The organism is Paraburkholderia sp. CNPSo 3272 (assembly GCF_024206495.1).
Taxonomy (GTDB): domain Bacteria; phylum Pseudomonadota; class Gammaproteobacteria; order Burkholderiales; family Burkholderiaceae; genus Paraburkholderia.
This window is the reverse complement of record NZ_JAMBPQ010000002.1, coordinates 385,629-408,984: the sequence shown is the minus strand read 5'-3', so window position 1 is coordinate 408,984 and position 23,356 is coordinate 385,629. Positions and strand designations below refer to the sequence as shown.

At 67.2% G+C, this 23,356-nt stretch carries 21 protein-coding genes; 9 read left to right on the top strand and 12 right to left on the bottom strand.

All coding sequences use genetic code 11. The features are described 5' to 3' along the window. The first annotated feature begins 197 nt into the window (after window positions 1–197). Window positions 198–353, top strand: a complete 156-nt coding sequence (locus M3I53_RS04225) for a DUF3309 family protein (RefSeq protein ID WP_069265162.1) — start codon at window positions 198–200, stop codon at window positions 351–353. Between the two features lie 105 nt (window positions 354–458). Here M3I53_RS04225 and M3I53_RS04220 read toward each other — a convergent pair whose 3' ends face one another. Both M3I53_RS04220 and M3I53_RS04215 read right to left on the bottom strand, forming a co-directional pair. Next, window positions 459–2,306 carry a phosphodiesterase gene (locus M3I53_RS04220; RefSeq protein WP_254314686.1) on the bottom strand — a complete coding sequence of 616 codons (1,848 nt, stop codon included), beginning with the start codon at window positions 2,304–2,306 and terminating at the stop codon, window positions 459–461. Between the two features lie 230 nt (window positions 2,307–2,536). Continuing rightward, entirely contained in the window at window positions 2,537–3,583 is a 1,047-nt protein-coding gene (locus M3I53_RS04215) for a bile acid:sodium symporter family protein (RefSeq protein WP_254314685.1), read from the bottom strand. 689 nt (window positions 3,584–4,272) lie between these two features. On the opposite strand from M3I53_RS04215, the gene M3I53_RS04210 reads away from it, so the two are divergent. The 3 genes from M3I53_RS04210 to M3I53_RS04200 all read left to right on the top strand — a co-directional run bounded on the left by M3I53_RS04210 (window position 4,273) and on the right by M3I53_RS04200 (window position 7,512). Then, on the top strand, window positions 4,273–4,740 hold the full coding sequence (locus M3I53_RS04210; RefSeq protein ID WP_254314684.1) for a hypothetical protein: 468 nt from the start codon (window positions 4,273–4,275) through the stop codon (window positions 4,738–4,740). A 533-nt stretch (window positions 4,741–5,273) separates the two neighbouring features. Then, window positions 5,274–6,371, top strand: coding sequence for a porin (locus tag M3I53_RS04205; protein ID WP_069265158.1), 1,098 nt, complete (start codon window positions 5,274–5,276; stop codon window positions 6,369–6,371). A gap of 166 nt (window positions 6,372–6,537) precedes the next feature. After that, window positions 6,538–7,512, top strand: coding sequence for a LysR family transcriptional regulator (locus M3I53_RS04200; protein WP_254314683.1), 975 nt, complete (start codon window positions 6,538–6,540; stop codon window positions 7,510–7,512). Between the two features lie 19 nt (window positions 7,513–7,531). Here the strand turns inward: M3I53_RS04200 and M3I53_RS04195 are convergent, their stop codons facing one another. Beyond that, window positions 7,532–8,497 carry a nitronate monooxygenase family protein gene (locus M3I53_RS04195; RefSeq protein ID WP_254314682.1) on the bottom strand — a complete coding sequence of 322 codons (966 nt, stop codon included), beginning with the start codon at window positions 8,495–8,497 and terminating at the stop codon, window positions 7,532–7,534. A gap of 216 nt (window positions 8,498–8,713) precedes the next feature. Between M3I53_RS04195 and M3I53_RS04190 the strand changes: the two genes are divergently transcribed. Next, the gene (locus M3I53_RS04190; RefSeq protein ID WP_254314681.1) at window positions 8,714–9,607 is read left to right on the top strand and encodes an alpha/beta fold hydrolase; all 894 of its coding nucleotides are present in this window, start codon (window positions 8,714–8,716) and stop codon (window positions 9,605–9,607) included. A 20-nt stretch (window positions 9,608–9,627) separates the two neighbouring features. On the opposite strand, the gene M3I53_RS04185 is transcribed toward M3I53_RS04190, so the two are convergent. Then, a complete protein-coding gene (locus M3I53_RS04185; RefSeq protein WP_254314680.1) occupies window positions 9,628–10,101 on the bottom strand; it encodes an Lrp/AsnC family transcriptional regulator in 474 nt (157 codons plus the stop codon). A gap of 159 nt (window positions 10,102–10,260) precedes the next feature. Between M3I53_RS04185 and M3I53_RS04180 the strand changes: the two genes are divergently transcribed. Together M3I53_RS04180 and M3I53_RS04175 are read left to right on the top strand one after the other, a co-directional pair. Then, entirely contained in the window at window positions 10,261–11,169 is a 909-nt protein-coding gene (locus M3I53_RS04180; protein ID WP_254314679.1) for a DMT family transporter, read from the top strand. 102 nt (window positions 11,170–11,271) lie between these two features. Further along, complete coding sequence (locus M3I53_RS04175; protein WP_254314739.1) at window positions 11,272–12,576, top strand: DUF445 domain-containing protein; 1,305 nt, start codon at window positions 11,272–11,274, stop codon at window positions 12,574–12,576. A 213-nt stretch (window positions 12,577–12,789) separates the two neighbouring features. Here the strand turns inward: M3I53_RS04175 and M3I53_RS04170 are convergent, their stop codons facing one another. From M3I53_RS04170 to M3I53_RS04145, 6 genes are read right to left on the bottom strand one after another with little or no spacing between them, the layout of a single operon-like run. Further along, on the bottom strand, window positions 12,790–13,722 hold the full coding sequence (locus tag M3I53_RS04170; RefSeq protein ID WP_254314678.1) for an MBL fold metallo-hydrolase: 933 nt from the start codon (window positions 13,720–13,722) through the stop codon (window positions 12,790–12,792). After that, a complete protein-coding gene (locus M3I53_RS04165) occupies window positions 13,719–14,168 on the bottom strand; it encodes a MaoC family dehydratase (RefSeq protein WP_254314677.1) in 450 nt (149 codons plus the stop codon). Before M3I53_RS04165 ends, M3I53_RS04170 begins: the two co-directional genes overlap by 4 nt. After that, window positions 14,165–14,392: a DUF1289 domain-containing protein gene (locus M3I53_RS04160; RefSeq protein WP_254314676.1), complete on the bottom strand. Its 228-nt coding sequence runs from the start codon at window positions 14,390–14,392 to the stop codon at window positions 14,165–14,167. The genes M3I53_RS04165 and M3I53_RS04160 overlap by 4 nt, the downstream gene beginning before the upstream one ends. A 2-nt stretch (window positions 14,393–14,394) precedes the next feature. Beyond that, complete coding sequence (locus tag M3I53_RS04155; RefSeq protein WP_028201753.1) at window positions 14,395–14,901, bottom strand: YbaK/EbsC family protein; 507 nt, start codon at window positions 14,899–14,901, stop codon at window positions 14,395–14,397. A 40-nt stretch (window positions 14,902–14,941) separates the two neighbouring features. Further along, window positions 14,942–15,865 carry a hydroxymethylglutaryl-CoA lyase gene (locus tag M3I53_RS04150; RefSeq protein WP_254314675.1) on the bottom strand — a complete coding sequence of 308 codons (924 nt, stop codon included), beginning with the start codon at window positions 15,863–15,865 and terminating at the stop codon, window positions 14,942–14,944. 54 nt (window positions 15,866–15,919) lie between these two features. Beyond that, complete coding sequence (locus tag M3I53_RS04145) at window positions 15,920–16,867, bottom strand: glyoxylate/hydroxypyruvate reductase A (RefSeq protein WP_254314674.1); 948 nt, start codon at window positions 16,865–16,867, stop codon at window positions 15,920–15,922. Window positions 16,868–17,146: 279 nt separating this feature from the next. Between M3I53_RS04145 and M3I53_RS04140 the strand changes: the two genes are divergently transcribed. Next, window positions 17,147–17,758, top strand: a complete 612-nt coding sequence (locus tag M3I53_RS04140) for an alpha/beta hydrolase (RefSeq protein WP_254314673.1) — start codon at window positions 17,147–17,149, stop codon at window positions 17,756–17,758. Window positions 17,759–17,792: 34 nt separating this feature from the next. Here the strand turns inward: M3I53_RS04140 and M3I53_RS04135 are convergent, their stop codons facing one another. Both M3I53_RS04135 and M3I53_RS04130 read right to left on the bottom strand, forming a co-directional pair. After that, window positions 17,793–19,022: an acetate/propionate family kinase gene (locus tag M3I53_RS04135; RefSeq protein ID WP_254314738.1), complete on the bottom strand. Its 1,230-nt coding sequence runs from the start codon at window positions 19,020–19,022 to the stop codon at window positions 17,793–17,795. Window positions 19,023–19,045: 23 nt separating this feature from the next. Beyond that, complete coding sequence (locus tag M3I53_RS04130; RefSeq protein WP_254314672.1) at window positions 19,046–19,987, bottom strand: bifunctional enoyl-CoA hydratase/phosphate acetyltransferase; 942 nt, start codon at window positions 19,985–19,987, stop codon at window positions 19,046–19,048. A 497-nt stretch (window positions 19,988–20,484) separates the two neighbouring features. On the opposite strand from M3I53_RS04130, the gene M3I53_RS04125 reads away from it, so the two are divergent. Further along, window positions 20,485–23,238: a DUF3141 domain-containing protein gene (locus M3I53_RS04125; protein WP_309249480.1), complete on the top strand. Its 2,754-nt coding sequence runs from the start codon at window positions 20,485–20,487 to the stop codon at window positions 23,236–23,238. The last annotated feature ends 118 nt before the right edge of the window (window positions 23,239–23,356 follow it).

Sequence of the window (23,356 nt, the reverse complement as noted above, 5' to 3'; positions counted from 1 at the left end):
CCGGGTGTGGTCAGGTGTGCGGCGATTGTATAGTAAAAACCTGGCAAAAAACCCCCATTCCAGGTTTCGAATTCCAGGTAAATACCAGTAAACAATGAAATAAACGCAAACGTTCATGTTTAGTAAAAAGTACTAAACGGGCGCAGGCACGACGGTTGCGGTAACCCCGACACCATCACTCGACTTGCGGAGGCATCATGCTCGGCACCCTGCTTCTGGTCATTCTGATCCTGCTGCTCATTGGCGCGTTCCCAGCGTGGCCGTATAGCCGTTCATGGGGCTACGCGCCGTCGGGCACGCTCGGCATCATCGTCGTCGTGGTCGTCGTACTGGTCTTGATGGGGACGATCTAGCCACGGCGCAGCCGTAAAGCGACGCAAGCAAAAGGGCCGGCGCGCGGCACCCGCCGCGCGGCCGGCCCGTTCGTGTTCTGGGCTGCCGCAGGCTGAGTCAGGCTGCTATGACCAACCGGCTTCGCCAGGTGCCGAAGTGAGCGCGGGCACGAGGTTGGCGCTCGCGCTGCCGTGGATCACGACGAGTCCGCTCGCTTCCTGCTTCGCGCGGCGCTTGGCCAGGGCCGCGAGCGAGGCGATGGCGTCGCTGCTGTGCTGCGCGCCCTCGCCCGGGGCGATGTACACGCAGCCGATCGCCATCGTCACGAAGGTGAAGAAGGTGGCGTTGCCGTGGCGATCCTCGCCGTGAATGCCGCCTGCGAGGCGGTCGCCCGGTGCGTAGAAGCGCTGCGCGCCTTCGTTGAACATATCGATCGCCTGGCGCGCGCGCTCGCGCCACGTCTCGCTCTGGAACAGGATCAGGAAGTCGTCGCCGCCCACGTGGCCGAGGAAGTCGCGCGTGGGGTCGCAGGCGTCGGCGAGCACCGTCGCCGCGAACTTGAGCACCTCGTCGCCCTGCCAGTAGCCGTACTGATCGTTGAAGGGCTTGAACTGGTTCAGGTCGACGTAGCACGCGTGAAAGCCCGCGTCGTGCGACAGCAGACGCTCGATATGCGAGCTGATGGGGATATTGCCCGGCAGGAACGTGAGCGGATTGGCGTAGCGCGCCGCCTGGATGCGCACCTCCGTCACGGCGCGCACAAGGCTCTCGCCGGTGCCGAGCCCGGCGTAGCGGCCGTTATCGGTGATCACGAAGCCATCGGCGAGATAGCGCTGGTCGTCGCTGACGAGCAGCGTCGCCATCTGCTCGACCGTCATCGACTGCTCGATGAGCACCGGCTGCGCGTTGGCGAATTGCAGGCAGGCCTTCTTGCCGAACAGCTCGCGGTGATACGGCAGCGCATAGCGGTCCATGAACGCGCGCCGGTTGATGAGCGCGACGGGCGCTTCGTCTTCCACCACGGCCACCGCGTGCAGGTCGGGTTGGCCGTTGAACAGCTCGAGCACGTCGTTGTTGGTCGCCTGGCGCGGCAGCGCAGGCGCGCGCACGAGCATCTTGCTGGCCGGCGCGCCACCGCCCGCGGGCTGCGTGGCGGCGCTGCGCGTGGCCTCGGGGAACACGGCGATATGGTCCGCGCGAATCGCCTCGCGCGCTTCGCGGGTGAGCACGCGCAGCGGCTCTACGTTGGGGCGGCCGAAGAAAAAGCCCTGGCCGCAGTCGATGCCCATGTCGCGCAGCACGATCAGGTCGGCCGCATTCTCGATGCCTTCCGCCACGAGCCGTGTGCCGCTCGCCTGCGCGAAATGCTGCACAGCGCGCACGGCTTCGAACTTGAGCGCGTCGTTGGCGATGTCGTGGATGAAGAAGCGGTCGATCTTCACGACATCGGGCTGCAACTGCACCCAGAGGTTGAGGCTCGCGTTGGCCGTGCCGTAGTCGTCGAGCGCGAATTGGGCGCCTGCGGCGCGCAGCGTCTCGACGACGGGCGAAAAATTGCGCAGGTCGTGGATGGCGCTTTGTTCGGTGAGCTCGATCACGACGCGTGTGGGGTCGATCGGGCCGTCGAAGAGGGCGAGCGCGGCGTCGCCGTCGGCGGTGAGCTGGCGCAGCGCGTCGGCGCTGAAATTGAGGAATAGCTTGCCGGGGCAGTTGAGCCTCGCGAACGTTTCGATGCAGGTGCGGGCGGCGGCGCGTTCGAGCGAGGCGGTGCACTGTTCGTCGCCGGCGCGCGCGAAGAGGGCGGCGGGCGTTTCGAGCGGCGAGCCTGCCGGCCCGCGAATGAGGCCTTCGTAGCCGACGATCGCGCCACCCTCGAAATCGACGATGGGCTGGAAGACGGCGCGCAGCTGGCGCTGGGCGATCAGCGCCCCGACGCCGGGCGCCGCGTGCAGGAGTGGCGCGGGAGCAGACATGGACAGGCCGGAACGGGCGAAGACGATGAACTTAACGGCATATCATCGGATGAATTAAATGAAATTTTGGTGACAGCGCGGGGAAGCCCATTCTTTGGGCATCCGGCGCATGCGCGCGACGCGGGGAGGGGAGGCTGGCGGGGGAGGGTGAGACGCCGGGCGCTAGCCGCGGCGTTTGCTGCAGCGGGGCGGCGGTCTCGCGCCGGGCCGAATGACGTACTGAACGATGCTCAGCGCCGTGCGGCGGCGGCAGTGCGCTCATTCGCGCCGGCGCGCGATTCGTCGCCCGCGCTGGCGGCGCGCTCGGCGCTCATGCCGCGCTCGCCCCAGCGCTGGGCGAGCGCCGCGCACACCATGAGCTGGATCTGGTGGAACAGCATGAGCGGCAGCACGACCGCACCCACGGCGTTCGAGGCGAAGATGACTTTCGCCATCGGCACGCCGGCCGCGAGGCTCTTCTTCGAGCCGCAGAAAATGATAGTGATCTGATCCGCGCGCGAGAAGCCGAGCTTCTTGCTCGTGAACATCGTGATGCCGAGCGCGAGCGCGAGCAGGACGCCGTTCACGACGAGCAGGCCGCCGAGCGCGGTGAGCGGAATGTGATGCCAGAGCCCTTCGTTCACGGCCTCGGAAAACGCGCCGAACACCACGAGCAGGATCGACCCCTGATCGACGAACTTGAGCACGCCCTTGTTGCGCTCGATCCAGCGGCCGATCACCGGGCGCAGCAGCTGGCCCGCCACAAACGGAACGAGCAGTTGCAGCACGATGTTCCACACGGTGTGCCAGGCCGAGCCGCCGCTCGCGCTCTGGTTCGTGACGATCAGGCTCACGAGGGCGGGCGTGACGAAGATGCCGATCAGGCTCGACGCCGAAGCGCTGCAAACGGCGGCGGGCACGTTGCCGCGCGCAATCGAGGTGAACGCGATAGACGACTGCACAGTGGAGGGAAGCGTGCAGAGGAACAGCACGCCCGCGTAGAGCGCCGGGGTGACGAGCGGCGAAAGCACGGGCTTGAGCGCGAGGCCCAGCGCCGGAAACAGCACGAAGGTACTGAGCAGCACGACGATGTGCAGCCGCCAGTGCGTCGCACCGGCGATGATCGCCTCGCGCGAGAGCTTGGCGCCGTGCAGGAAGAACAGCAGGCCGACGGCCACGTTGGTCAGCCAGTTGAAACCGGTGGCGGCCTGGCCGTGCACCGGGAACAGGCTCGCAAGAATCACCGTGCCGACGAGGCAAAGGGTGAAGTTATCGGGCAGGAATTTGGGACGTGCCATCGGACAATCTCAAGTGCGCGCGTGGGCGCCTGGCTGCGCGCGGATCGATGTGCGTGCAACGGGTGAATGGGAAAGTCTATTGTCGGCGCAAGCCGATTGAAAAAGCAAATTCATTTCAGGCATCGATTAATGATTGGCGCGCATGTATCTCGGCATCCCTGTTCGCTTTATGCGGGATTCCTCCTGAACGCGCGACGGGTATTCCCGAGCCGCAAAAGTCGTCAGGACTCCGCGCATTCTTCAGATGTTCAGAGATGACTGAAGCATAAAACGAACCGCTGCTGACCCGTGCCCAAGAGCCTTGCCAAACGGCCTTCGCTGGGCGCGTCGGCAGCCAGAAAACCCAGCAGTAACATGGTGTTACAACCCTTCGGGCGGCATAACATCTTTTGGCTCGACACCCCTTCAGCACGCCCATAAATTACCGTCAAAGGACGCCCGGACCGTTGTGGCGGCAATCGTTACGCGCTCGCGCGGCGAGCGTCCGGGGACTAGCCCGCCATGGCCCGATTGGCGGGTGTGCCAAAGCGCGAACGTCGGGCAGGTGAAACGTCACAATGCACGCAGGGTTGTCAAAACTGGGACAGTGGGTCTTGGGGGCCGGATTAGCGGCCTTCGTTGCGCTCGCCCATGCTCAGCCCGGTTTTTCAGGGCACGGCGGGGGCGGCGGCTTCGCGCGCGCGCCTTCCATGCCCGCGATGCCCGCCATGCACTCGATGCCGGCGCCGCGCGGCGGCAGCATGGCGTGGGGCGGCGGCTACCGCGGCGGCCCTGAACGCGGCCGTGGCCCGACCGCTTACGCCGGTGGCGCTTCGCCCATGCGCGTGGCAGACCAGGGCGGCCGCAATGAGCGCCGCGGCAACCGCGCGCCGAACCAGTGGCAAGGCCAGGTCCAGCAGCAGGCTCCCCATCGCGACTACAGCTACGGCACGCCGTTCGGCGGCTACGGCGGCGGCTATCGCGGCAATCCCATCACGCCCGTGAGCGCGGAATCGCGCCAGGTGCCGCATCCGCCGGCCGACTCGCCGGTGCGCGCGGGCTCGATCCGCGAAGACGTCGCCCGCTACAACGAGGAGCGCGGCGGTACCTACCGGCCATTCCCGCGCAACGGCGGCGAAGTCCCGCGTCCGCCCATGCCTTCGCCTTACCGCAATTGAGCGCTGCCTCGCGGCCGCTTTCGCTTTCTTCCCCACGCACGTTTTCTCCCGCTTTCTTCTTTTGATTCTCCTCGGGATTCGCTTCAGGCATTGACCTGCTAGCGCCGCCGAAACACGTCCAAAACAAGGTGCGTTCGTCCACGCCGCGAAAACTGACGCGTGGATACCACACTTTTTTGGAAATCTCTCGTCACACAGAACCCTATCGTCTCAAATCTCGCTTTCGTTTCGGCGGCGCGTCATTCGCAGCCCCGCGCGTGCGGCAGCGGCCCGCTGGGCGCGGCCCGGCACGCTGCGATTCATGGTGACGCAGCGCAACGCAAAGCGGCGTCGACAGCGGAAAAGCCGGTTCGATCGACGGCAAACTAATGCGCCCGATATACCGGCAATAACACCGTTTATTTTTGACCATAAAAATGGTCCGCAAAGATGGATCCGCCCAGAACGGCCACGTCTGCGAACGACGAAAAACAAAGCCTTGCGCGAGCGCCTCAGCCGCCCGACACCCTTTTTTGACAAAGACTGGAGAACCCATGAATACAACGGTCAGCCGCGCGCTGCGCACTACCCTGAAGGCGAGCGCGCTCGCCGCTGTTCTTGCCGCCGCGTCGTCGTCGGCGTTTGCGCAGTCGAGCGTCCAGCTCTACGGCCAGGTCGACGAATGGGTCGGGGCGACGAAATTCCCGGGCGGCCAGACCGCCTGGAACGTGAGTGGCGGGGGCATGTCCACGTCGTATTGGGGCATGAAGGGCTCTGAAGATCTGGGCGGCGGCTTCAAGGCGATCTTCACCCTGGAAAGCTTCTTCCGCGCGCAGAACGGTCAGTACGGCCGCTTCGCGGGCGACACGTTCTTTGCGCGCAATGCGTACGTCGGCCTCGAATCGCCGTACGGCACGGTCACCGCGGGGCGCCTGACGACGCAGCTATTCGTCTCGACGATTCTCTTCAACCCGTTCATCGATTCGTACACCTTCTCGCCGATGGTGTACCACGTGTACCTCGGCCTCTCGACGTTCCCGACCTACACGACCGATCAGGGCGTGGTGGGCGACTCGGGCTGGAACAACGCCGTGCAGTACTCGACGCCTAACTTCAACGGCCTCTCGGGTTCGGCCATGTATGCGTTCGGCAACCAGGCCGGCCAGAACGGCTCGAAGAAGTGGAGCGTGCAGGGTCTGTATTTCCATGGCCCGTTCGCGGCCACGGCGGTCTACCAGTACGTGAACTTCAACAACACGCCGGGCGACATCGGCAGCATCGTGAGCGGCGACACGACCATCATCGGCCTGAAGAGCCAGGGCGTGGCGCAGGTCGGCCTCTCCTACGACCTCCAGTACGTCAAGTTCTTCGGCCAGTACATGTACACGGCGAACTGGCAGCAGGTGGGCAGCTGGCACGTCAACACCGCCCAGGGCGGCGTGACGGTCCCGGCCGGCCCGGGCACGGTGATGGCGTCGTATGCGTACTCGCGCGACGGCGGCGGTCTGAACCAGACGCGCCAGACGGCGGCCATCGGCTACGACTACCCGCTCTCCAAGCGCACGGACGTCTACGCCGCGTACATGTACGATCACTTCGACAACATGTCGAGCGGCCAGACCTACGGCGTGGGCATGCGCGCGAAGTTCTAAACGGCGCAGCCTTCAAAACCCCGCGCTATGTGCAGCGCGGGGTTTTTGCTTTTTGGGCCGCCCGATATGAAGCGCGCCTGCGCGTTTCAACACCCGCATTTGATAAAACGAGGAAAATATCGCCGATTGATTCCCATTCTTTGATGTTCGAAGTGAAGGCCGCGCAATGGATACCCTCGTCAGCATGAAAGTGTTCCGCCAGGTGGTGGAGGCGGGCAGCTTCGTCGCGGCGGCCGAACGCATGAACATGTCCGCCGCGATGGCGAGCAAGCATGTGATGCATCTGGAGCAGCAGCTCGGTGCGCGCCTGTTGAACCGCACCACGCGCCGCGTTGCGCCCACCGAGGCGGGGCGCGAGTACTACGAACGCGTGGCCCAGGCGCTCACCGAACTGGACGAGGCCGGCCAGGCGGTGGGCGCGGCGAGCGTGGTGCCGCAGGGGCGGCTGCGCGTGTCGTCGCTCACGGCGTTCGGGCTGCGTCATGTGATGGGCGCGGTCGCCGACTACGCCGCCGGGCATCCGCAGGTGACCGTCGACATCACGTTGTCCGACCGCGTGGTCGAGCTGATCGACGAGGGCTTCGACGTGGCGATCCGCGCCGCGCCTTCCGGGCTCAAGTCGTCTTCGCTGATCGCCCGGCCGCTCGCCACCGCGCACATCGTGCTGTGCGCCTCGCCCGAGTACCTGCGGCGCCACGGCGTGCCGAAAACGGTGGCCGATCTCGCGCGGCACAACTTCGTTCAGTACGCGGGGGCATCGGCTCAGGAACTCGCGCCGTTCGCGGAGGGCGCGGGCGGCATGAAGCCCAAGCCGGGCGGCAACCTCATCGTCAATCACCTGGAAGCGCTGCGCGTGGTCGTGCTGCAAGGCGGCGGGCTGTCGATGCTCGGCACCGAGGTGGTGGGCGACGATATCGCCGAGGGGCGCCTCGTGCCCCTGCTCGTCGACGCGCTGCCGCCGCGGGAACTGCCGATCTACGCCGTGTACGCGAGCCGCCGCCATCTCTCTGCAAAGGTGCGCTCGTTCGTCGATTTCCTGGCCGCGCGTTTTTCGGAGCGCGCGCTGTGGCCAGGCGTGGAGGCGATCCGCGCGGCGGCGGTCAATGCCGACGCCGCCCGTATTGCGTCTACCCGGCGCTGAAACCGGGCGCGCCTAGCGTTCAGCGGGCCACGCCCAGCCGCGCCTTCGTCGCCTCATACTCGTGCTTCAGGCGCGCCACGAGGTCCGCTACCGAGGGCACGTCGTCCATCAGGCCGACGGCCTGGCCCGCACCCCACACGTCTTTCCAGGCCTTCGCCTTCGAAGTGCCCGCGCCGAAGTCCATCTTCGACTTGTCCGACTCGGGCAGCGCATCCGGATCGAGCCCGGCGTTCACGATGCTCTCGCGGATGTAGTTGCCGTGCACGCCCGTGAAGAGGTTCGTGTAGACGATGTCCGCGGCCTTCGCTTCGAGAATGGCGTGCTTGTAGTCGTCCACGGCGTGCGCCTCTTTCGTCGCGATGAAGCGCGTGCCCATGTAGGCGAGGTCCGCGCCCATGGCCTGGGCGGCCAGGATCGAGCCGCCGTTGGCGATCGCGCCCGACAGCACGATCGGGCCGTCGAAGATGCGCCGCACTTCGCCCACGAGCGCGAACGGCGAAGTTGTGCCCGCATGGCCGCCTGCGCCCGCGGCCACGAGGATCAAGCCGTCCACGCCCGCTTCGAGCGCCTTCGCGGCGTGGCGCAGGTTGATGACGTCGTGCAGCACGATGCCGCCATAGCTGTGCACGGCGTCGAGCAGTTCGCGCGGCGGCGCGCGCAGGCTCGTGATGAAGATCGGCACGTGGTGCTCGACGCACACGCGCACGTCGTGCTCGAGCCGCGCATTCGACTGATGCACGATCTGGTTGACGGCGATCGGCCCGATGACGGCCTCGGGGTTCGCGTTCTTGTAAGCGGTGAGTTCTTCCCGGATCTGCGTGAGCCAGACGCCCAGTTCCTCGGCGGGGCGCGCGTTGAGCGCCGGGAACGAGCCGACGATGCCCGCCTTGCACTGCGCGAGCACCAGCTCCGGATAGCTGACGATGAACATCGGCGAGCCCACGACGGGCAGCGAGAGGTTTTGCAGGACGGCGGGGAGTGCCATGGGGAGGTCTCCTGGCGGCGCTTCGATAGACGGCGGGGCGCGAAATCGGCCGTTCGATTATAGGCGTGGGGTCGTTCGGGCATCGCGTGTGCGGATTCCTGGTATGGTTTTCGAGGGAGTGTTCGGTTTCTACCGCTGCGGGCTCAAAAGCACATTTTCGAGTCGCGCGCGCCTCATACAATGACCGCAGACCAACAAACACAAGAGACTAGCCCCATGCCCTTCGACGGATTCCAGCCTTTCACCGTTCGCACTGCGGGCGGCGTAGACATCTGCGGCGTGAAGGGCGGCGACGGACCGCCGCTATTGCTGCTGCACGGCCATCCGCAGACGCATATGATCTGGCACCGGTGCGCCTCTTCGCTCGCGCAGCATTTCACCGTCATCGCGACGGATCTGCGCGGCTACGGCGCCTCCTCGAAACCGGCCAGCGACGACACGCACGCCGCCTATTCGAAGCGCGCGATGGCGGCCGATCAGGTCGAAGTCATGCGCCACTTCGGCCACGAGCGTTTTCTCGTGTGCGCGCACGACCGCGGCGCGCGCGTCGCGCACCGCATGGCGCTCGACCATGCCGACGCCGTCGAGAGGCTCATGCTGCTCGACATCGCGCCCACGCTCGCCATGTACGAGCAGACGGATCGCGAGTTCGCCACGCTGTACTTCCACTGGTTCTTCCTGATCCAGCCCGAGCCGCTGCCGGAAACATTGATCGAAGCGAACCCCGACGTCTATATCGAGCGCGTCATGGGCAGCCGTCACGCGGGGCTCGCTCCCTTCGCGCCGAAGGCGCTGGGCGCCTACCGCGCGGCGCTGCGTCAGCCGGGCGCCGTCCACGCGATGTGCGAGGACTACCGCGCCTCGGCCACCATCGACCTCGAGCACGACCGCGCCGACCTCGAGCGCGGCAACAAGGTGGCGTGCCCGCTGCGCGTGCTGTGGGGCGCGGAAGGCGTGATCGAGCGCTGCTTCGACCCACTCGCCGAATGGCGCAAGGTGGCGCGCGACGTGAGCGGGCGCTCGCTGCCGTGCGGCCATTACATTCCCGAGGAGGCGAGCGAGGCGCTGGTCGAGGAGATGCTGGCCTTCTTCGAGACCACGGAGCGCTGACGGGCTGCCGCGCCCCGGCTTCAGCCTAGAGGCGGCAGGCGGCGCGGGACCGGCGTGGACTTGACGATGGCCGTGCTGGTTTCGGCGCGCTCGGTGACTTTCGCGAGAATCTCATCGAGCTGATCGATCGAATGCAGATAAAGCCGGGCGATGAAGCAGTCGTCGCCCGTGACCTTGTCGCACTCGACGAATTCGGGAATGCGCCGCAGCACCTCTTCCACCAGATGCAATTGCCCGGGCAGCGGCTTCACGCGCACGATGGCCTGCAAGGTGTAGCCGAGCGCGCGCGGATCGATCTGCACCGTATAGCCGCCGATCACGCCTTGCGCTTCGAGCCGGCGCAGCCGGTCGGACGTGCTCGGCGCCGACAGTCCCACGTGCTTGGCCAGTTCGGCGACGCTCGCGCGGGCGTCCTCGGCGAGCGCCGCGAGCAGCATGCGGTCGATGTCGTCGAGCGGGGCCGCGGCGGGCGTTGGATTCGGGCGTCGGTTCATGATTGCGCGGGTGTTCCGCCAAGTTGGCCTTTCAATCGAAGGCAATGGTTGCCTCTCGCCTAAGTTTAGCCATGTATTCATCGGCCCGCAGCCGATAAACTGACTTGCAGATGCGAAGGGCCGCGCGCCCTTCGTGCGCTACAACGAGGATGCAAGCTCATGTCTGCCAACACTCCTGAAATTCGCCGCGGCGCCGCCGAGATGATCGTCGCGATGCTGATGTCCGGCACCATCGGCTGGCTCGTGGTCGCCTCGCGCCAGGCGCCGATCAACATCGCCTTTTTGCGCTGCGTGCTGGGCGGCGCCACGCTCACGCTCGTGTGTGCTGCGCTCGGCCTGCTGCGCCGCAAGCATCTGCCGCCGCGCACACTCGCGCTCGCCGTGCTCGGGGGCGCGGCCATCGTCGCGAACTGGGTGCTGCTGTTCGCCGCCTATTCGCGCGCTTCGATCTCCATGGCCACGGCCGTCTACAACACCCAGCCGTTCATGCTGGTCGGTCTCGGCGTGGTCGTCTTGCGCGAGCGCGTGAGCGCTTCGACGTTGGCGTGGCTGGCGGTGGCCTTCCTCGGCCTCGTGTGCGTGGTCGAGGTGCAGCCCGCCGTGCTCGCCGTGCCCGGCGAGTATCTGCAGGGCGTGGCCTACGCGGCGGGCGCGGCGTTTCTCTACGCGATCTCGTCGATCATCACGCGCCATCTCAAGGGCACGCCGCCGCACCTCATCGCACTCGTGCAGCTCGCGTTCGGCGCGCTCGCGCTCGCTCCGTTCATCCACTACGGCACGCTGCCGGCCACGCCGCTGCACTGGGCGCAGCTCGTCACGCTCGGCGTCGTGCACACGGGCATCATGTACGTGCTGCTCTACGGCGCGATCCAGAAGCTGCCCACGGCGATGACGGGCGCGCTCTCCTTCATCTACCCGGTGGTCGCGATTCTCGTGGACTGGTTCGCGTTCGGCCAGCGTCTCGCGTGGATCCAGGTGGTGGGCGCCGCGCTCATCCTCGTCGCGGCGGCGGGCGTGAACCTCGGCTGGCGGATCGTGCCGCAGCGGCGGGACACCCGTTCGGCCTGAGGCGTCGCGAGCGCGCCGCGCGGGCGCGGCGCTTCGGCATGCGGCGGTTGGCGTGTGGACAGCATAATGTCGCGATTCGAACCTCGCGATTCTCTGGTCCTCATGACGCCTTCGCACGCCCCCCGGGACGAAGCCGAACTCACGCGCGCCAAGCGCCAGGCGCTGGCGTTCCTGCTGGTTGCGGCGCTCGTCTTCGCCGGCACGGCGCTCTTTTTCCCGCCAGGCGTCGTGACGGACGGCGTCAAGTCCGTGAGCGAAGCCGCCATGGTCGGCGGCCTGGCCGACTGGTTCGCGGTGGTTGCGCTGTTCCGGCGCGTCCCGATTCCGTTCGTTTCGGCGCATACGGGCGTGATTCCGCGCAACAAGGAGCGCATCGCCGACGAGCTCGCCGCCTTCGTGCGCGACAAGTTTCTCGACGTGGGTTCGCTCGTCGGGCTGATCCGCCGCCACGATCCGGTGGCGCGGCTTTCCAGCTGGCTCACCGCGCCGCAGAATGCGCAGCGCCTCGGCGACTACTCGGTGCGCATGATGTCGGGCGTGCTTGGCCTCACCGATGACGCGCGCATCCAGGGGTTCATCCGCGACAGCCTGAACGCGGCGCTCGCGCGCGTCGACTTCTCGAAGTCGGCGGGCGCCATTCTCGACACGCTCACCCGGGATGGCCGCCACCAGGAGCTGCTCGACCAGATGCTCGAGCAGTTCGCCATCCTGTTGCGCGACGAGGGCACGCGCGCGTTCGTCGCGTCGGCCATCGTCGACTGGCTCAAGAGCGACTATCCGACGACCGAGAAGTTTCTGCCGAGCGAGTGGATCGGCGAGAGCGGCGCGCGCGTGGTGGAAAGCGCCGTGAACCGGCTGCTGCTGCAGGTGAGCGAGGATCGCGAACATCGTCTGCGCCAGAAGTTCGACGAGGTCGTGGAAAAGCTGATCGTGAAGCTCAAGAGCGATCCGGCGTTCCTGCGCAAGGGCGAGGAGCTGAAGGCGAGCCTGCGCGAGGGCGGTGCGCTCAACGATTACACGCGCGCGCTGTGGGACAGCCTGCGCGCGTGGCTGCGCGACGACCTGGAGCGCGAGGACTCGGCGCTGCACGCGAAGGTCGCTGCAACGGGCCAGTGGCTAGGCGAGACGCTCGCCGCCGACGCAGACCTGCGCGCCTCGCTCAACGGCCACCTCGAAGACGCCGCGCGCGCCATGGCGCCCGACTTCGCGCGCTACCTCACGCATCACATTCGCGACACCGTGAAGAACTGGGATACGCGCGAGACGGCGCGGCTCATCGAGTTGAAAATCGGCAAGGATCTGCAGAAAATCCGCGTGAACGGCACGGTGATCGGCGGCGCGATCGGGCTCGGGCTCTACTTGTGTTCGCATTTGTTCGAGCTCGTGCGGCTCAAGCTCGGGCAGTGAGATTGATTCGGATTCCAGATGAATGAATCCTGCGACGAGGCGCCTGGCCGGAGGGCGTAGGTCATCTGTAGGGAAATCACCGATGCTTCGGGAATTCTGGCGCGAGTATCATGACTTCGACAGTTTGATCACGTCAGAGCTAATTCCAACGCTCGTCCGGAAACGGACGAGCGTTTTTTTTCGTGCTTTTCCAGCGTTTGTCTTGCGGCGCGGCTAGACCGCTGCCGCCGGTGCTTCGAAGCGTTCGCCGTTTATGACCAGGGCGCCGCTCTTCGCCAGCTCCCCGGCCAGCTCGCGCAGCAGCCCGGGCCACGCGCTGCGCGGGCCGAGTTGTTGCGCCGCGGCGCGCAGCGAGGCGGCGTTTTCCAGCATCGCCAGTAGCGCGTCGAAGGTCATCGCGCGCACTTCCAGCAGCTTGAAGACGATCAGCACCTTGAGCGCGTTCTTCGCGTTGCGGGCCGGGTCGGCGCGCAGCCAGGCGAGACGCGAGAACGCGCGCTCCAGCGCCGCCTCGACGTTTGTGAACGGCTTGCCATGGCCCGGAATCACCACGCGCACGTCGAGCTTCGCGATGGCCTCAAGCACCGCGTGCTGCTCGGCGAATCCGCTTTCGCCTTCGAGTTCGGGAAAGATCACGCCGAAGCCGTGTTCCCAAAGCGCATCGGCGCTGATTAGCAGGCGCGGCCCGGCAGCGTAGAGCATCACCGAGTCGGGGTCGTGCCCCGGCGCGCCGACCACCTCCCAATCGAAACCCCCTAGCGCGAGCCGTTCGCCCGCCGCGAGCGTGCCTGTGAACGCGAATCGCTCGCAGGTCTGCCCGGTGGCGAGAAAGCTCAAGCGCGCCTCGTCCCACTCGCGCACGATAGGCGCGCTCGCCGCGGGGATCAGCGTCGCGCAGGGCCATTGCGCCTGCAGTCGCGCGTTGCCGCCGCAATGGTCGGAGTGCAGGTGCGTGTTGACGATGAGGTCGAGCGCGCGCGGGCCGAGCGCGTGGCGCACGAGCGCGAGCGTCTGTTCGGCGTGCGTGGCGTAGCCGGTATCGACGAGTGCGGCGCGCGCCTCATCGACGAGCAGCACGTTGTTCGACGACAGCCAGCCGCGCTCGAACACGCGGATCGATTCGGGGAGTGCGGGCGCGGCGCTCATGCCGATGCGTGCTCGGGTTTGGGCATGACGAGGATCGTCGCGCGCCCTGCCACGAGCGTTTCGCCTTTCTGGTTCACGGCCTCGCCCACGAGCTTCACGAGATCGCCGTTCAGGCTCGGCTTCCACCACGCTTCATCCACGCGCCACTCGAACGTGATCGTGTCGTTCGCATGTGCGGCGCGCTTGAGCTTCATGTCGAATTCGAGCCCGAGCGGTTGCGCGTACTGCGAGTAGTGCGTGGCGAGCAGCGCCATGAAATGCGCGGTGGGTTGCGTGCCCGATGCGATCAGGCCGCCAAAGCGGCTTTGCGCCGCGTAGGCTTCGTCGTGATGCAGCGGGTTCAGGTCGTTCACGAGCAATCCGAACGATTTCACCGATTCGGGCGTGAGTTGAAGCGTCGAGCGGAACGTTTCGCCGACCGTAACGACGCGGGCGGGCGCGTTCATTGTTGTTCTCCTTGCGACGCGAAGCGCCGCGCGACCCATTCCGTGTGACGTGTCTCGATCGCGTCCCAAACGGCGCGCTTGGCGTCGTCATCGAACGTCGACCAGTTCGCAATTTCGTCGATGGTGCGCAGGCAGCCCTCGCACAAGCCGCTGCGCGCATCCATGCGGCAGATATTGATGCAAGGCGAGGGCGGCGGCGCGACGGTGTCGTGAATCGCGGTCATGCTCACGCGTCGCGCAGCGCGACGTCCACCACGGGCGCGCCGGTCAGCGCTTCGAGTTCCTGTGGCGAGAGGTTGAACACCGCATGTGGATGGCCGGCCGCGGCCCACAGGCTTTCGAGCTCGAACAGATCGGCGTCGATCAGCGTGACGGGCGTCGTGGCATGGCCGATCGGGCACACGCCGCCAATGGCGTAGCCGGTCTTCTCGCGCACGAACTTCGCGTCGGCGCGGCCGATCTCGCCCACGTGCGCGGCCACTTTCTTTTCGTCGACGCGGTTCGCGCCGCTCGCGATCACGAGCACGGGCGCGTCGTCTTCGCGGCGGCGGAACAGGATCGACTTGGCGATTTGCGCGACTTCGCAGCCGAGACCCGCGGCGGCTTCGGCGGAGGTCTTGCCGGTCTCGGGCAGCATCACGACGGGCCTTGCGTGGCCGCGCTCGCGCAGCATCAGGGCGACACGGCGTGCGGAATCGGGCAGGGCGTCGAGGTTGTCGAGGGTTTCCGTCATGAGTTGATTTCCTTCGTACTGCGATTCGATGGGGCGCGTGTCACGAGCAGGCGGCTTCGCTGCGGGCCTTCGCAAGCAGGGCCTTACCCGCGCGCGAGACGTTCGCCCGGCCAATGGCGGTCGAAATGAAGTCACCCGCCGCGACGACCTGGTTCAGGTCGATGCCGGTATGGATGCCCAGGCCGTTCATGAGGTACAGCACGTCTTCGGTCGCGACGTTGCCCGTGGCGCCCTTCGCATATGGACAGCCGCCCAGGCCCGCCACCGAGGCGTGGAAAATGGCGATGCCTTCTTCGAGCGCCGCATAGATGTTGGCGAGCGCCTGGCCGTAGGTGTCGTGGAAGTGGCCAGACAGGCGCTCGCGCGGGAACACCTTCGTCACCGCTTCGAACACTTCGCGCACGCGCTTCGCCGTGCCCACGCCGATGGTGTCGGCAATGTCGATCTCGTCGCAGCCGAGCGCGGCGAAGCGCTCCACCACGTCGACGACCGAAGCGACCGGCACTTCGCCCTGATACGGGCAGCCGAGCGCGCACGACATGCTGCCGCGAATGCGCACGCCGTGCTCCTTCGCGGCTTGCGCCACCGGTGCGAAGCGCTCGATGCTTTCTGCGATCGAGCAGTTGATGTTCTTCTGCGAGAACGCCTCGCTCGCCGCGCCGAAGATCACGATCTCGTCCGCGCGCGCGGCGAGCGCGCCTTCGAAGCCGCGCAGATTCGGCGTGAGGACCGAGTAGATCGCGCCGCTGCGGCGCTCGATGCCGGCCATGACTTCAGCGCCGTCTGCCATCTGCGGAACCCATTTGGGCGAGACGAACGAGGCGGCCTCGATATTCGGAAAGCCCGCGGCCGAGAGCCGGTTGATCAGTTCGATCTTGGTTGCGGTGGGAACGAATTCCTTCTCGTTCTGCAGGCCGTCGCGCGGGCCGACTTCGACGATCTTGACTGCGGTGGGTAAGGCCATTGCCGTGTCTCCAACGATATTTTTGAAAAGGCGTCGCGATGCGCCGCCCGATGTTCAGTAACCGCGCCCGACATGCACCACGCCGCTCACGGTCTCGCCGCGAGCCAGCGCGCCAATCTTGTCGGCGACCTGCGAGATTGCTTCGTCGCGCAGCGTGAGCGCCGAACTGTGCGGCGTGATCGTGATACGCGGCTCGCGCCAGAACAGGTGATCGGGCGGCAGCGGCTCTTCGCGGAACACGTCGAGCGTCGCCGCCGCGAGCGTGCCGTTGGCGAGCGCGTCGAGCAGATCCTGTTCGTCCAGATGCGTGCCGCGCGCCACGTTCACGAGATACGCGCCTCGCGAGAGCTTGCCGAAGGTGCGCGCATTGAGCACGCTTTCGGTGTCGGGCGTGGCGGGCAGCAGGTTCACGAGCAGCTTCACGCCGTCCAGAAAGGCGTCGAACTGCTCGCCGTGCAACTCGCCCGAATACGTTTCGATGCCCTCGATCGTCTTCATGCTGCGCGAAAAGCCGCGTACCGGCACGCCGAGCGAGGCGACCGCGTGCGCGACCTGCGCGCCCAGAACGCCCAGGCCCAGCACGCCCACCGTGAAGGTCTCGTGCGGATGCGGCGCGAGCACGTGCCATTCGCGGCGCGCCTGCGCGAGCGCGTATTCGTCGAAGCGGCGCAGGTAGCGCAGCACGGCATGCTGCACGTACTCGCTCATTTGCCGGCCCATGCCCGAGTCCTCGAGCCGCACGAGCATGGCGGTGCCGGGCAGCGTACCCGGCCGTTCGCGTTCGTGGGCGAGGATCGCATCGACACCCGCGCCCAGATTGAAGATGGCGCGAAGCCCCGGCACGCCGAAGAGTTCGCGCGGCGGGTGCCAGACGACCGCATAGTCGGCGGGATCGGTGTCGCCGGGCTGCCACTCGCGCAACTCGGCATCGGGCAGGGCGCGAGCGAGGCCGTGGAGCCACGTGGAGGCGTCGGTCTGCGGGAACCAGAAAATGATCTTCATGATGGGTGAACCTGTCCCTGGTAACGGCGGTGCGGCTCGAACAGACGCGCGCTGCTGCGTTGCGTGCGGCCCGCCAGAGCCGGCAGAGCCGCGTGCACCGGCACCATTCTACTTTTTCAGGCCCGCGCCCGCCGCGCAAATCGCGGCGCGCCCGAGCGCGGCGTGTCGTGCGCCGGCCCGCGCCGGGCGCGCCGAAAAGCTAAGCAAAAAAAATTGGTTCGGCGCGCGCGGCCCGCAGGCCACAATCGATTCACGCCGTGTTCCAGCGAGGAAAAAATCATGCTTTCGTGCGCGCAAATGCGTTGGCCGCCCCGCCTCGTCACCGTGCCGGGCCTGCACGGCAGCGACGGCGCTCACTGGCAGAGCTGGCTCGAACGCCAGTTCGCGCGCTCGCTGCGCGCGGAGCAGGACGACTGGGACGCGCCCGATCTCGCGGTCTGGGGCGCGGGGCTCGCGCGCCGGCTCGCTGGCGAGCGCGGGCCGTTCCTGCTGGCCGCGCACAGCTTCGGCTGCCTCGTGGCGGCGCATGCGCTGCACACCGGCGTGCTGGGGGAAAACGGCGCCGACATTGCCGGTGTGCTGTTCGTCGCGCCCGCAAGTCCCGAGAAGTTCCGCTTTGCCGGCGCGTTCGAGGCGCGGCAGCTGCCCGTGCCCTCCATCCTCATCGGCAGCGAAACCGATCCGTGGATGCCGCTCGAAGGCGCCCGCGCGCTCGCGCAGCAACTCGGCAGCACGTTCGTGAATCTCGGCGATGCGGGTCACATCAACACGGCGGCAGGCTTTGGGCCGTGGCCGCGCGCGAAGTATTTCGTCGATACGCTCGTTCATGGCGCAGCGCCGGGGCGGTTGCGCGACGCGGTATTCGACCAGGGCGGTCCGGCGTACGCCTGAAGTCAGGGGTAGCGAACCGCTGCGCCGTGCCCGCTCAGTGCCTGAGCGCCGCTCGTAACAACCGTGCCGTATGGAGCGCGATCATCCCTTCTTCGTCGGTGCGGATCGCGAAAACGGGCACGCGGCTTTCGCGCGTGCTCACGCGCTCGTTGCCGTCACTGCTGCCCACCTCGTTGACTTGCGCGTCGAGCACGGTGCCGAAAACCGGCGCGAGCCGCTCGCACACCTGCGCGCGAACGGGCGCCGCATGCTCGCCGATGCCCGCCGTGAACACGAGCGCGTCGAGCCCGCCCAGCACCACGGCGAGCTTGCCCACGTCCTGCGCGATGCGATACGTATAGAAGTCGATTGCGAGCCTCGCCCGGTCGCTGCCGCTCGCAAGCAGCTCGCGCATGTCGCTGCTCAGGCCCGACAGCCCCTTCAGGCCCGACTCCTGATACAGCACCTTCTCGATGGCGTGGTAGTCCATGCCCTTCGCCATCATCCAGAGCACGGCGCCCGCATCGAGCGCGCCGCAGCGGGTGCCCATGGGCAGACCGTCGAGCGCGGTGAGGCCCATGGTCGTCTCGACGCTCTTGCCGTCCTTCATCGCGCACAGGCTCGCACCGTTGCCCAGATGCGCGACGACCACGCGCCCGCGCGCAATGTCGGGCGCGACCTGATGCAGGTGCCGCGCGATGTACTCGTACGAGAGACCGTGAAAGCCGTAGCGCCGCACGCCCTCGCCGTAATAGCTATAGGGCAGGGCGAAGAGCTGCGCCATGATGTCGTTGCCCGCGTGGAACGCGGTGTCGAAGCATGCCACCTGCGGCAGTTCGGGCGCGGCCTGGCGCACCGCGCGGATCGCGGCGAGATTGTGCGGCTGATGCAACGGCGCGAGCGGCGTGAGCGCGTCGAGCTCCTGGATCACTTCGTCGTCGATGAGCACCGCGTCGGCGTAGCGCGCGCCGCCGTGCACCACGCGGTGACCGATCGCGGCGGGCGGCGTGTCGCGCAGGCCCACGGCGAGCACGAGGCGCAGTAGACGAAACGCGGCGTCGTGATCGGTGACCTGCGCAACCGGAAACTTCTCGTCGACGATCAGGCGCCCGTCGGCCATATGCGCGACCACGCGCGGCGCGACGCCGATGCCCTCGATCTGCCCGCCCGCGCCATGCAGCGCGCGCGCGCCGCCTTCCACGTGGCCGTCTTCGATCACTCGAAACACCGAACACTTGATGCTCGACGACCCCGCATTCACGACGAGCACGACATGGCCTTCCATGGCCGGATGGGGCTGGACGCTGCTCACAGGATCTCCGTTGCTTTGCGCGCACGCCGCGCATGCGCGAGCAGTACGGCGATCGCGCAACTGCCGATGCGCGAGCGCACGCTGTCGGCGCGGCTCGTGAGGATGATCGGCACGCGCGCGCCGAGGACGATGCCGGCCGCTTCCGCGCCGGCGAGGAAGGTGAGCTGCTTGGCGAGCATGTTGCCCGCTTCGAGGTCGGGCACGAGCAGGATGTCGGGGTCGCCTGCAACGGGCGACGTAATGCCCTTGATGCGCGCGGCTTCGGCGCTGATCGCGTTGTCGAAGGCAAGCGGGCCGTCGAGCAGGCCGCCCGTGATCTGGCCGCGATCGGCCATCTTGCAGAGCGCGGCGGCGTCGATCGTGGAGGGCATCTTTTCGGACACGGTTTCCACCGCGCCGAGAATGGCGACCTTGGGCGTGCCCACGCCCAGCGACTGCACGAGGTCGATCGCGTTGCGCACGATGTCGGCCTTGTCGGCGAGCTTGGGGAAGATGTTGACGGCCGCATCGGTGATGAAAAGCGGCTTGTGGTACGAGGGCACGTCCATCGCGAACACGTGCGAGAGGCGCCGCTCGGTGCGCAGCCCATTCGCGCCGAGCGCGACTTCGTGGAGCAGTTCGTCGCTGTGCAGGCTGCCCTTCATGAGCAGTTCGGCCTGGCCCTCGCGCACGGCGCGTACGGCGAGTTCGGCGGCGGCGTGGCTGTGCGGCGCGTCGATGAGGGTGATGCCGTCGAGGCGCAGGTCGGCTTCCTCGGCCACCGCGCGGATCTTCGCTTCGGGGCCGACGAGGATCGGCACGATCAAGCCGAGGTTCGCGGCGTCGAGCGCCCCCGTGAGCGAGGATACGTCACAGGGATGCGCCACGGCGGTGGGCACGGGCGCGAGGCCGCCGCAACGGGCGAGCAGAACCGAATACTTGTCGGGCGATGAAGTCATGGCGGTCTCCACTAGGGCGTCCATCTGGACCATGCTGCGGCGCGCAAAGCCGTAACAGTGTAGACCAGCGCGAATGAGCCAGTCGGCTGGATGCGCGCCAGCCCGGCGCGGCATCATGACGCGCGACGGTCAGGGCCGACGGTCGCGCCTGTCATCCTTCGTTCACAGGGCGTTGCGATCATCGAGGGAGGTCCCGGGGGCCCGCCGCGAACTTGACATTCGCCGGGCCGACGCCTAAGTTTTTAGATGCCGCAGTGCAACATGATCTGGCTCTTTTCACGTCGCGGTCGCGAGGCGCACGAAGCGCGCATGCGGCCGCGAATATCTTTTGCCGGCCCCGTTGCCCGCCATGCCGCCATTCTCGGGGCGGCAGAAGAGGGGGCAGCGGCCAGGCCCCGCGCGCCATCCGTCGTGAAGGCGCGCGTCCACGGCCCGCGCCGGCCTGGCGCCTGCTCGCCGCGAGGCGGGCCGGTGCTCCCTTAAAGGAGATTCGTCTCGTGGCAGTTCCCGCCTCCTCGCCGCTCGTTTCGTCGCCGTTTTCGTTTCTGCCCAGGCTCGCATCGGGCACGTCTTTCTGGCCCTTTGCGCCTTTCTGGCCCCTCGCGGGCGCATCCGACGAGGAGTCATCGCCCGAGACGCCGTTGATCGAGGCGGCTTCGGCCGTGTCCTCGGCAGTGAACCGGGCAATCGAATCGGCGCAGGCCGCGCCGACGGCCGCGCAGCCGCTCTACGACTACCTCTACGACGCCTGCCAGCGCAGCGTGCTGTTCCTCGACGTGCTGCGCGAGCGCGGCAACCAGACTTACGTGCACGAACAGGCGGGCATGCCGCCGGTGCTCGCGTTCGACTACGAAGTGATCGTCGACGGCCGCGAACTCGACGATCCCTGCAATTACGCACTCCTGCGCATCAAGCCCGAAGAGGGCGTGCCGACCGATCCGCGCATGCGCCCCTTCGTCGTGATCGATCCGCGTGCAGGCCACGGTCCCGGCATTGCCGGGTTCAAGATGGACAGCGAAGTCGGCATCGCGTTGCGCAAGGGCCACCCGTGCTATTTCGTGACCTTCTTCCCGGTGCCCTGCGAAACGCAGACGATCCAGTCGGTCGCGCAGGCTGAAGGCGTGTTCGTGCAACGCGTGCGCGAGCTGCATCCCGACGCCGACGGCCTGCCGTTCATCATCGGCAACTGCCAGGGCGGCTGGGCCGCGGCGCTGCTCGCAGCCTCCGCGCCCACACTGGTGGGCCCGCTCATGCTCGCGGGCTCGCCGCTGTCGTACTGGGCCGGCGTGCGCGGCAAGAATCCCATGCGCTATTCGGGCGGCATGCTGGGCGGCTCGTGGATGTCCTCGCTTGCAGCGGACCTCGGCGACGGCCGCTTCGACGGCGCGTATCTCGTGCAGAACTTCGAGTACCTCAATCCGGCCAACACGTACTGGGGCAAGCTCTACAACCTCTATTCGAGAGTCGATTCCGAGCGCGAGCGCTTCCTCGAATTCGAGCGCTGGTGGGGCGGCCATTTCCAGCTGAACCGCGCCGAGATCGACTGGATCGTGCAGAACCTGTTCGTGGGCAACCACCTCACGCGCAACGAAGTGTTCGCGAAGAATGCGCGCTCCCCAGTGGACCTGCGCAACATCCGCACGCCGATCATCGTGCTCGCTTCGTGGGGCGACAACATCACGCCGCCGCAGCAGGCGCTCAACTGGATTCCCGACCTCTACGCGAGCGTCGACGAGATCGTCGCCAACGAGCAGGTGATCGTGTACTGCCTGCACGACAAGGTGGGACACCTCGGCATCTTCGTTTCGGCGAGCGTGGCCAATAAGGAGCACACCGAACTATTCTCAGCGCTCGATCTGATCGACGTGCTGCCGCCGGGCCTCTACGAAGCGAAAATCACCGACTCGACGCCGGAAGCCGGGCGCCTCGAAGCGCTCGAAGGGCGCTACGAGATCCGCTTCGAGCGCCGCACCATCGAAGACATTCTCGCGCTCGACGACGGCCGCGAGGACGAGCAGCCTTTCGAGGTGGTGCGCCGCTTCGCGGAGAACAACCAGCGTCTCTACGACCTGTTCGTTTCGCCGTTCGTGCGTGCGTCGAGCAACGCGTTCAGCGCGCATGCGCTGCGCGAGTCGCATCCTTCGCGCGTCGAGCGCAGCGTGCTGAGCGACGCGAACCCGGCGCTCGGGGTGTTGCCCGCGATGGCCGAAGCGGTGCGTGGCAGCCGCAAGCCCACCGCGCCCGACAATCCGTTCACGCTGCTCGAAAAGCAGGCGTCGGCGACCATCGAAGCTTCGTGGGACGCCTACCGCGACGCCCGCGACGCCTGGATCGAAAGCACGTTCTACAACGTCTACACCGCGCCGTGGGTGCAGGCCTGGGTGGGCGTGACGCCGAACGAGCCGCTCGAGCCCATCGCGCCGCCGCTCATGGCGCTACGCAAGGAACTCGCGCAGTACCGCCTGCGCGCGGCGCGCGCGCATCTCACGAAGGGCTCGCTCGTCGACGCGTTCATGCGCATCGCCGCGTACATCGTCGATGAAATGCATACCGTGCAGTACCGGCCGTTCCAGCGCATGCGCGAACTCGCGCGCGAGTATCTCGGCGATCGCCAGCCGAGCATCGCCGAGCTGAAGGAATCGGCGAGGCGCCAGGGCGCGATCGTGCAACTCGATCCGCAGGCCGCGATCGACGCCTTGCCCGAGATCGTGCCCGAGATGAAGACGCGCCGCGCGCTGCTCGCAGCCGTGTACCGCATCGCTACCGTGTCCGGGCCGCTCGAAGGCGAGCGGCGCGAGCGCTATCGCCACGTGCAGCGCGCGCTGGGCGTCGAGCCGGGCAGCGAGAAGACGGGGCTGCCGCCGCTCGACGGCGGCGGGTCGTCGTCGGAGGGCGGCGGTGTTTCGGGCGCCGGCGGCGGTACGGCTGGTGACGGCAGCGCCGAACAGGGCGTCCAGGCATCCTCCGCCGCACAAGCTGCGCAAGCTGAAGTCGAAGCCCCGGCGGCTCCCGCGAAGTCCTCCCGCGCGAAGGCCGCTGTTGCGGGCGAGCACGCCGCGTCCGCGAAACCCATGCGTGCGGCGCGCGCCGGTGTGAAGGTGAAGACCACGGAACCGGCCGAAGCGAAGAAGGCGCCGGCTGCCGCCAAGACGGTAGCGCGCCGCTCGCGCGCGGCATCGACGCCCACCGCCACGCGGGCCGCGGGCACGACGGCCACGCGCCGCCGCGCGACGCGCAGCGCAGGCGAGTAACGAGGCCCGTTGCCGTGTCACCCCGGACGCGCCGCATCCACCGATGCGGCGCGTCGCGTTGAGGTCGGCACACCGGCAGCCAGATCGGCAACTGCATCCGCGGCCGTCACCGGCCGTC

Excerpts from the sequence above, each read along its gene's own strand:
- M3I53_RS04225 (WP_069265162.1), top strand. The coding sequence starts at position 198 with ATGCTCGGCACCCTGCTTCTGGTCATTCTGATCCTGCTGCTCATTGGC.
- M3I53_RS04220 (WP_254314686.1), bottom strand. The coding sequence starts at position 2,306 with ATGTCTGCTCCCGCGCCACTCCTGCACGCGGCGCCCGGCGTCGGGGCG.
- M3I53_RS04215 (WP_254314685.1), bottom strand. The coding sequence starts at position 3,583 with ATGGCACGTCCCAAATTCCTGCCCGATAACTTCACCCTTTGCCTCGTC.
- M3I53_RS04210 (WP_254314684.1), top strand. The coding sequence starts at position 4,273 with ATGCCCGCGATGCCCGCCATGCACTCGATGCCGGCGCCGCGCGGCGGC.
- M3I53_RS04205 (WP_069265158.1), top strand. The coding sequence starts at position 5,274 with ATGAATACAACGGTCAGCCGCGCGCTGCGCACTACCCTGAAGGCGAGC.
- M3I53_RS04200 (WP_254314683.1), top strand. The coding sequence starts at position 6,538 with ATGGATACCCTCGTCAGCATGAAAGTGTTCCGCCAGGTGGTGGAGGCG.
- M3I53_RS04195 (WP_254314682.1), bottom strand. The coding sequence starts at position 8,497 with ATGGCACTCCCCGCCGTCCTGCAAAACCTCTCGCTGCCCGTCGTGGGC.
- M3I53_RS04190 (WP_254314681.1), top strand. The coding sequence starts at position 8,714 with ATGCCCTTCGACGGATTCCAGCCTTTCACCGTTCGCACTGCGGGCGGC.
- M3I53_RS04185 (WP_254314680.1), bottom strand. The coding sequence starts at position 10,101 with ATGAACCGACGCCCGAATCCAACGCCCGCCGCGGCCCCGCTCGACGAC.
- M3I53_RS04180 (WP_254314679.1), top strand. The coding sequence starts at position 10,261 with ATGTCTGCCAACACTCCTGAAATTCGCCGCGGCGCCGCCGAGATGATC.
- M3I53_RS04175 (WP_254314739.1), top strand. The coding sequence starts at position 11,272 with ATGACGCCTTCGCACGCCCCCCGGGACGAAGCCGAACTCACGCGCGCC.
- M3I53_RS04170 (WP_254314678.1), bottom strand. The coding sequence starts at position 13,722 with ATGAGCGCCGCGCCCGCACTCCCCGAATCGATCCGCGTGTTCGAGCGC.
- M3I53_RS04165 (WP_254314677.1), bottom strand. The coding sequence starts at position 14,168 with ATGAACGCGCCCGCCCGCGTCGTTACGGTCGGCGAAACGTTCCGCTCG.
- M3I53_RS04160 (WP_254314676.1), bottom strand. The coding sequence starts at position 14,392 with ATGACCGCGATTCACGACACCGTCGCGCCGCCGCCCTCGCCTTGCATC.
- M3I53_RS04155 (WP_028201753.1), bottom strand. The coding sequence starts at position 14,901 with ATGACGGAAACCCTCGACAACCTCGACGCCCTGCCCGATTCCGCACGC.
- M3I53_RS04150 (WP_254314675.1), bottom strand. The coding sequence starts at position 15,865 with ATGGCCTTACCCACCGCAGTCAAGATCGTCGAAGTCGGCCCGCGCGAC.
- M3I53_RS04145 (WP_254314674.1), bottom strand. The coding sequence starts at position 16,867 with ATGAAGATCATTTTCTGGTTCCCGCAGACCGACGCCTCCACGTGGCTC.
- M3I53_RS04140 (WP_254314673.1), top strand. The coding sequence starts at position 17,147 with ATGCTTTCGTGCGCGCAAATGCGTTGGCCGCCCCGCCTCGTCACCGTG.
- M3I53_RS04135 (WP_254314738.1), bottom strand. The coding sequence starts at position 19,022 with ATGGAAGGCCATGTCGTGCTCGTCGTGAATGCGGGGTCGTCGAGCATC.
- M3I53_RS04130 (WP_254314672.1), bottom strand. The coding sequence starts at position 19,987 with ATGACTTCATCGCCCGACAAGTATTCGGTTCTGCTCGCCCGTTGCGGC.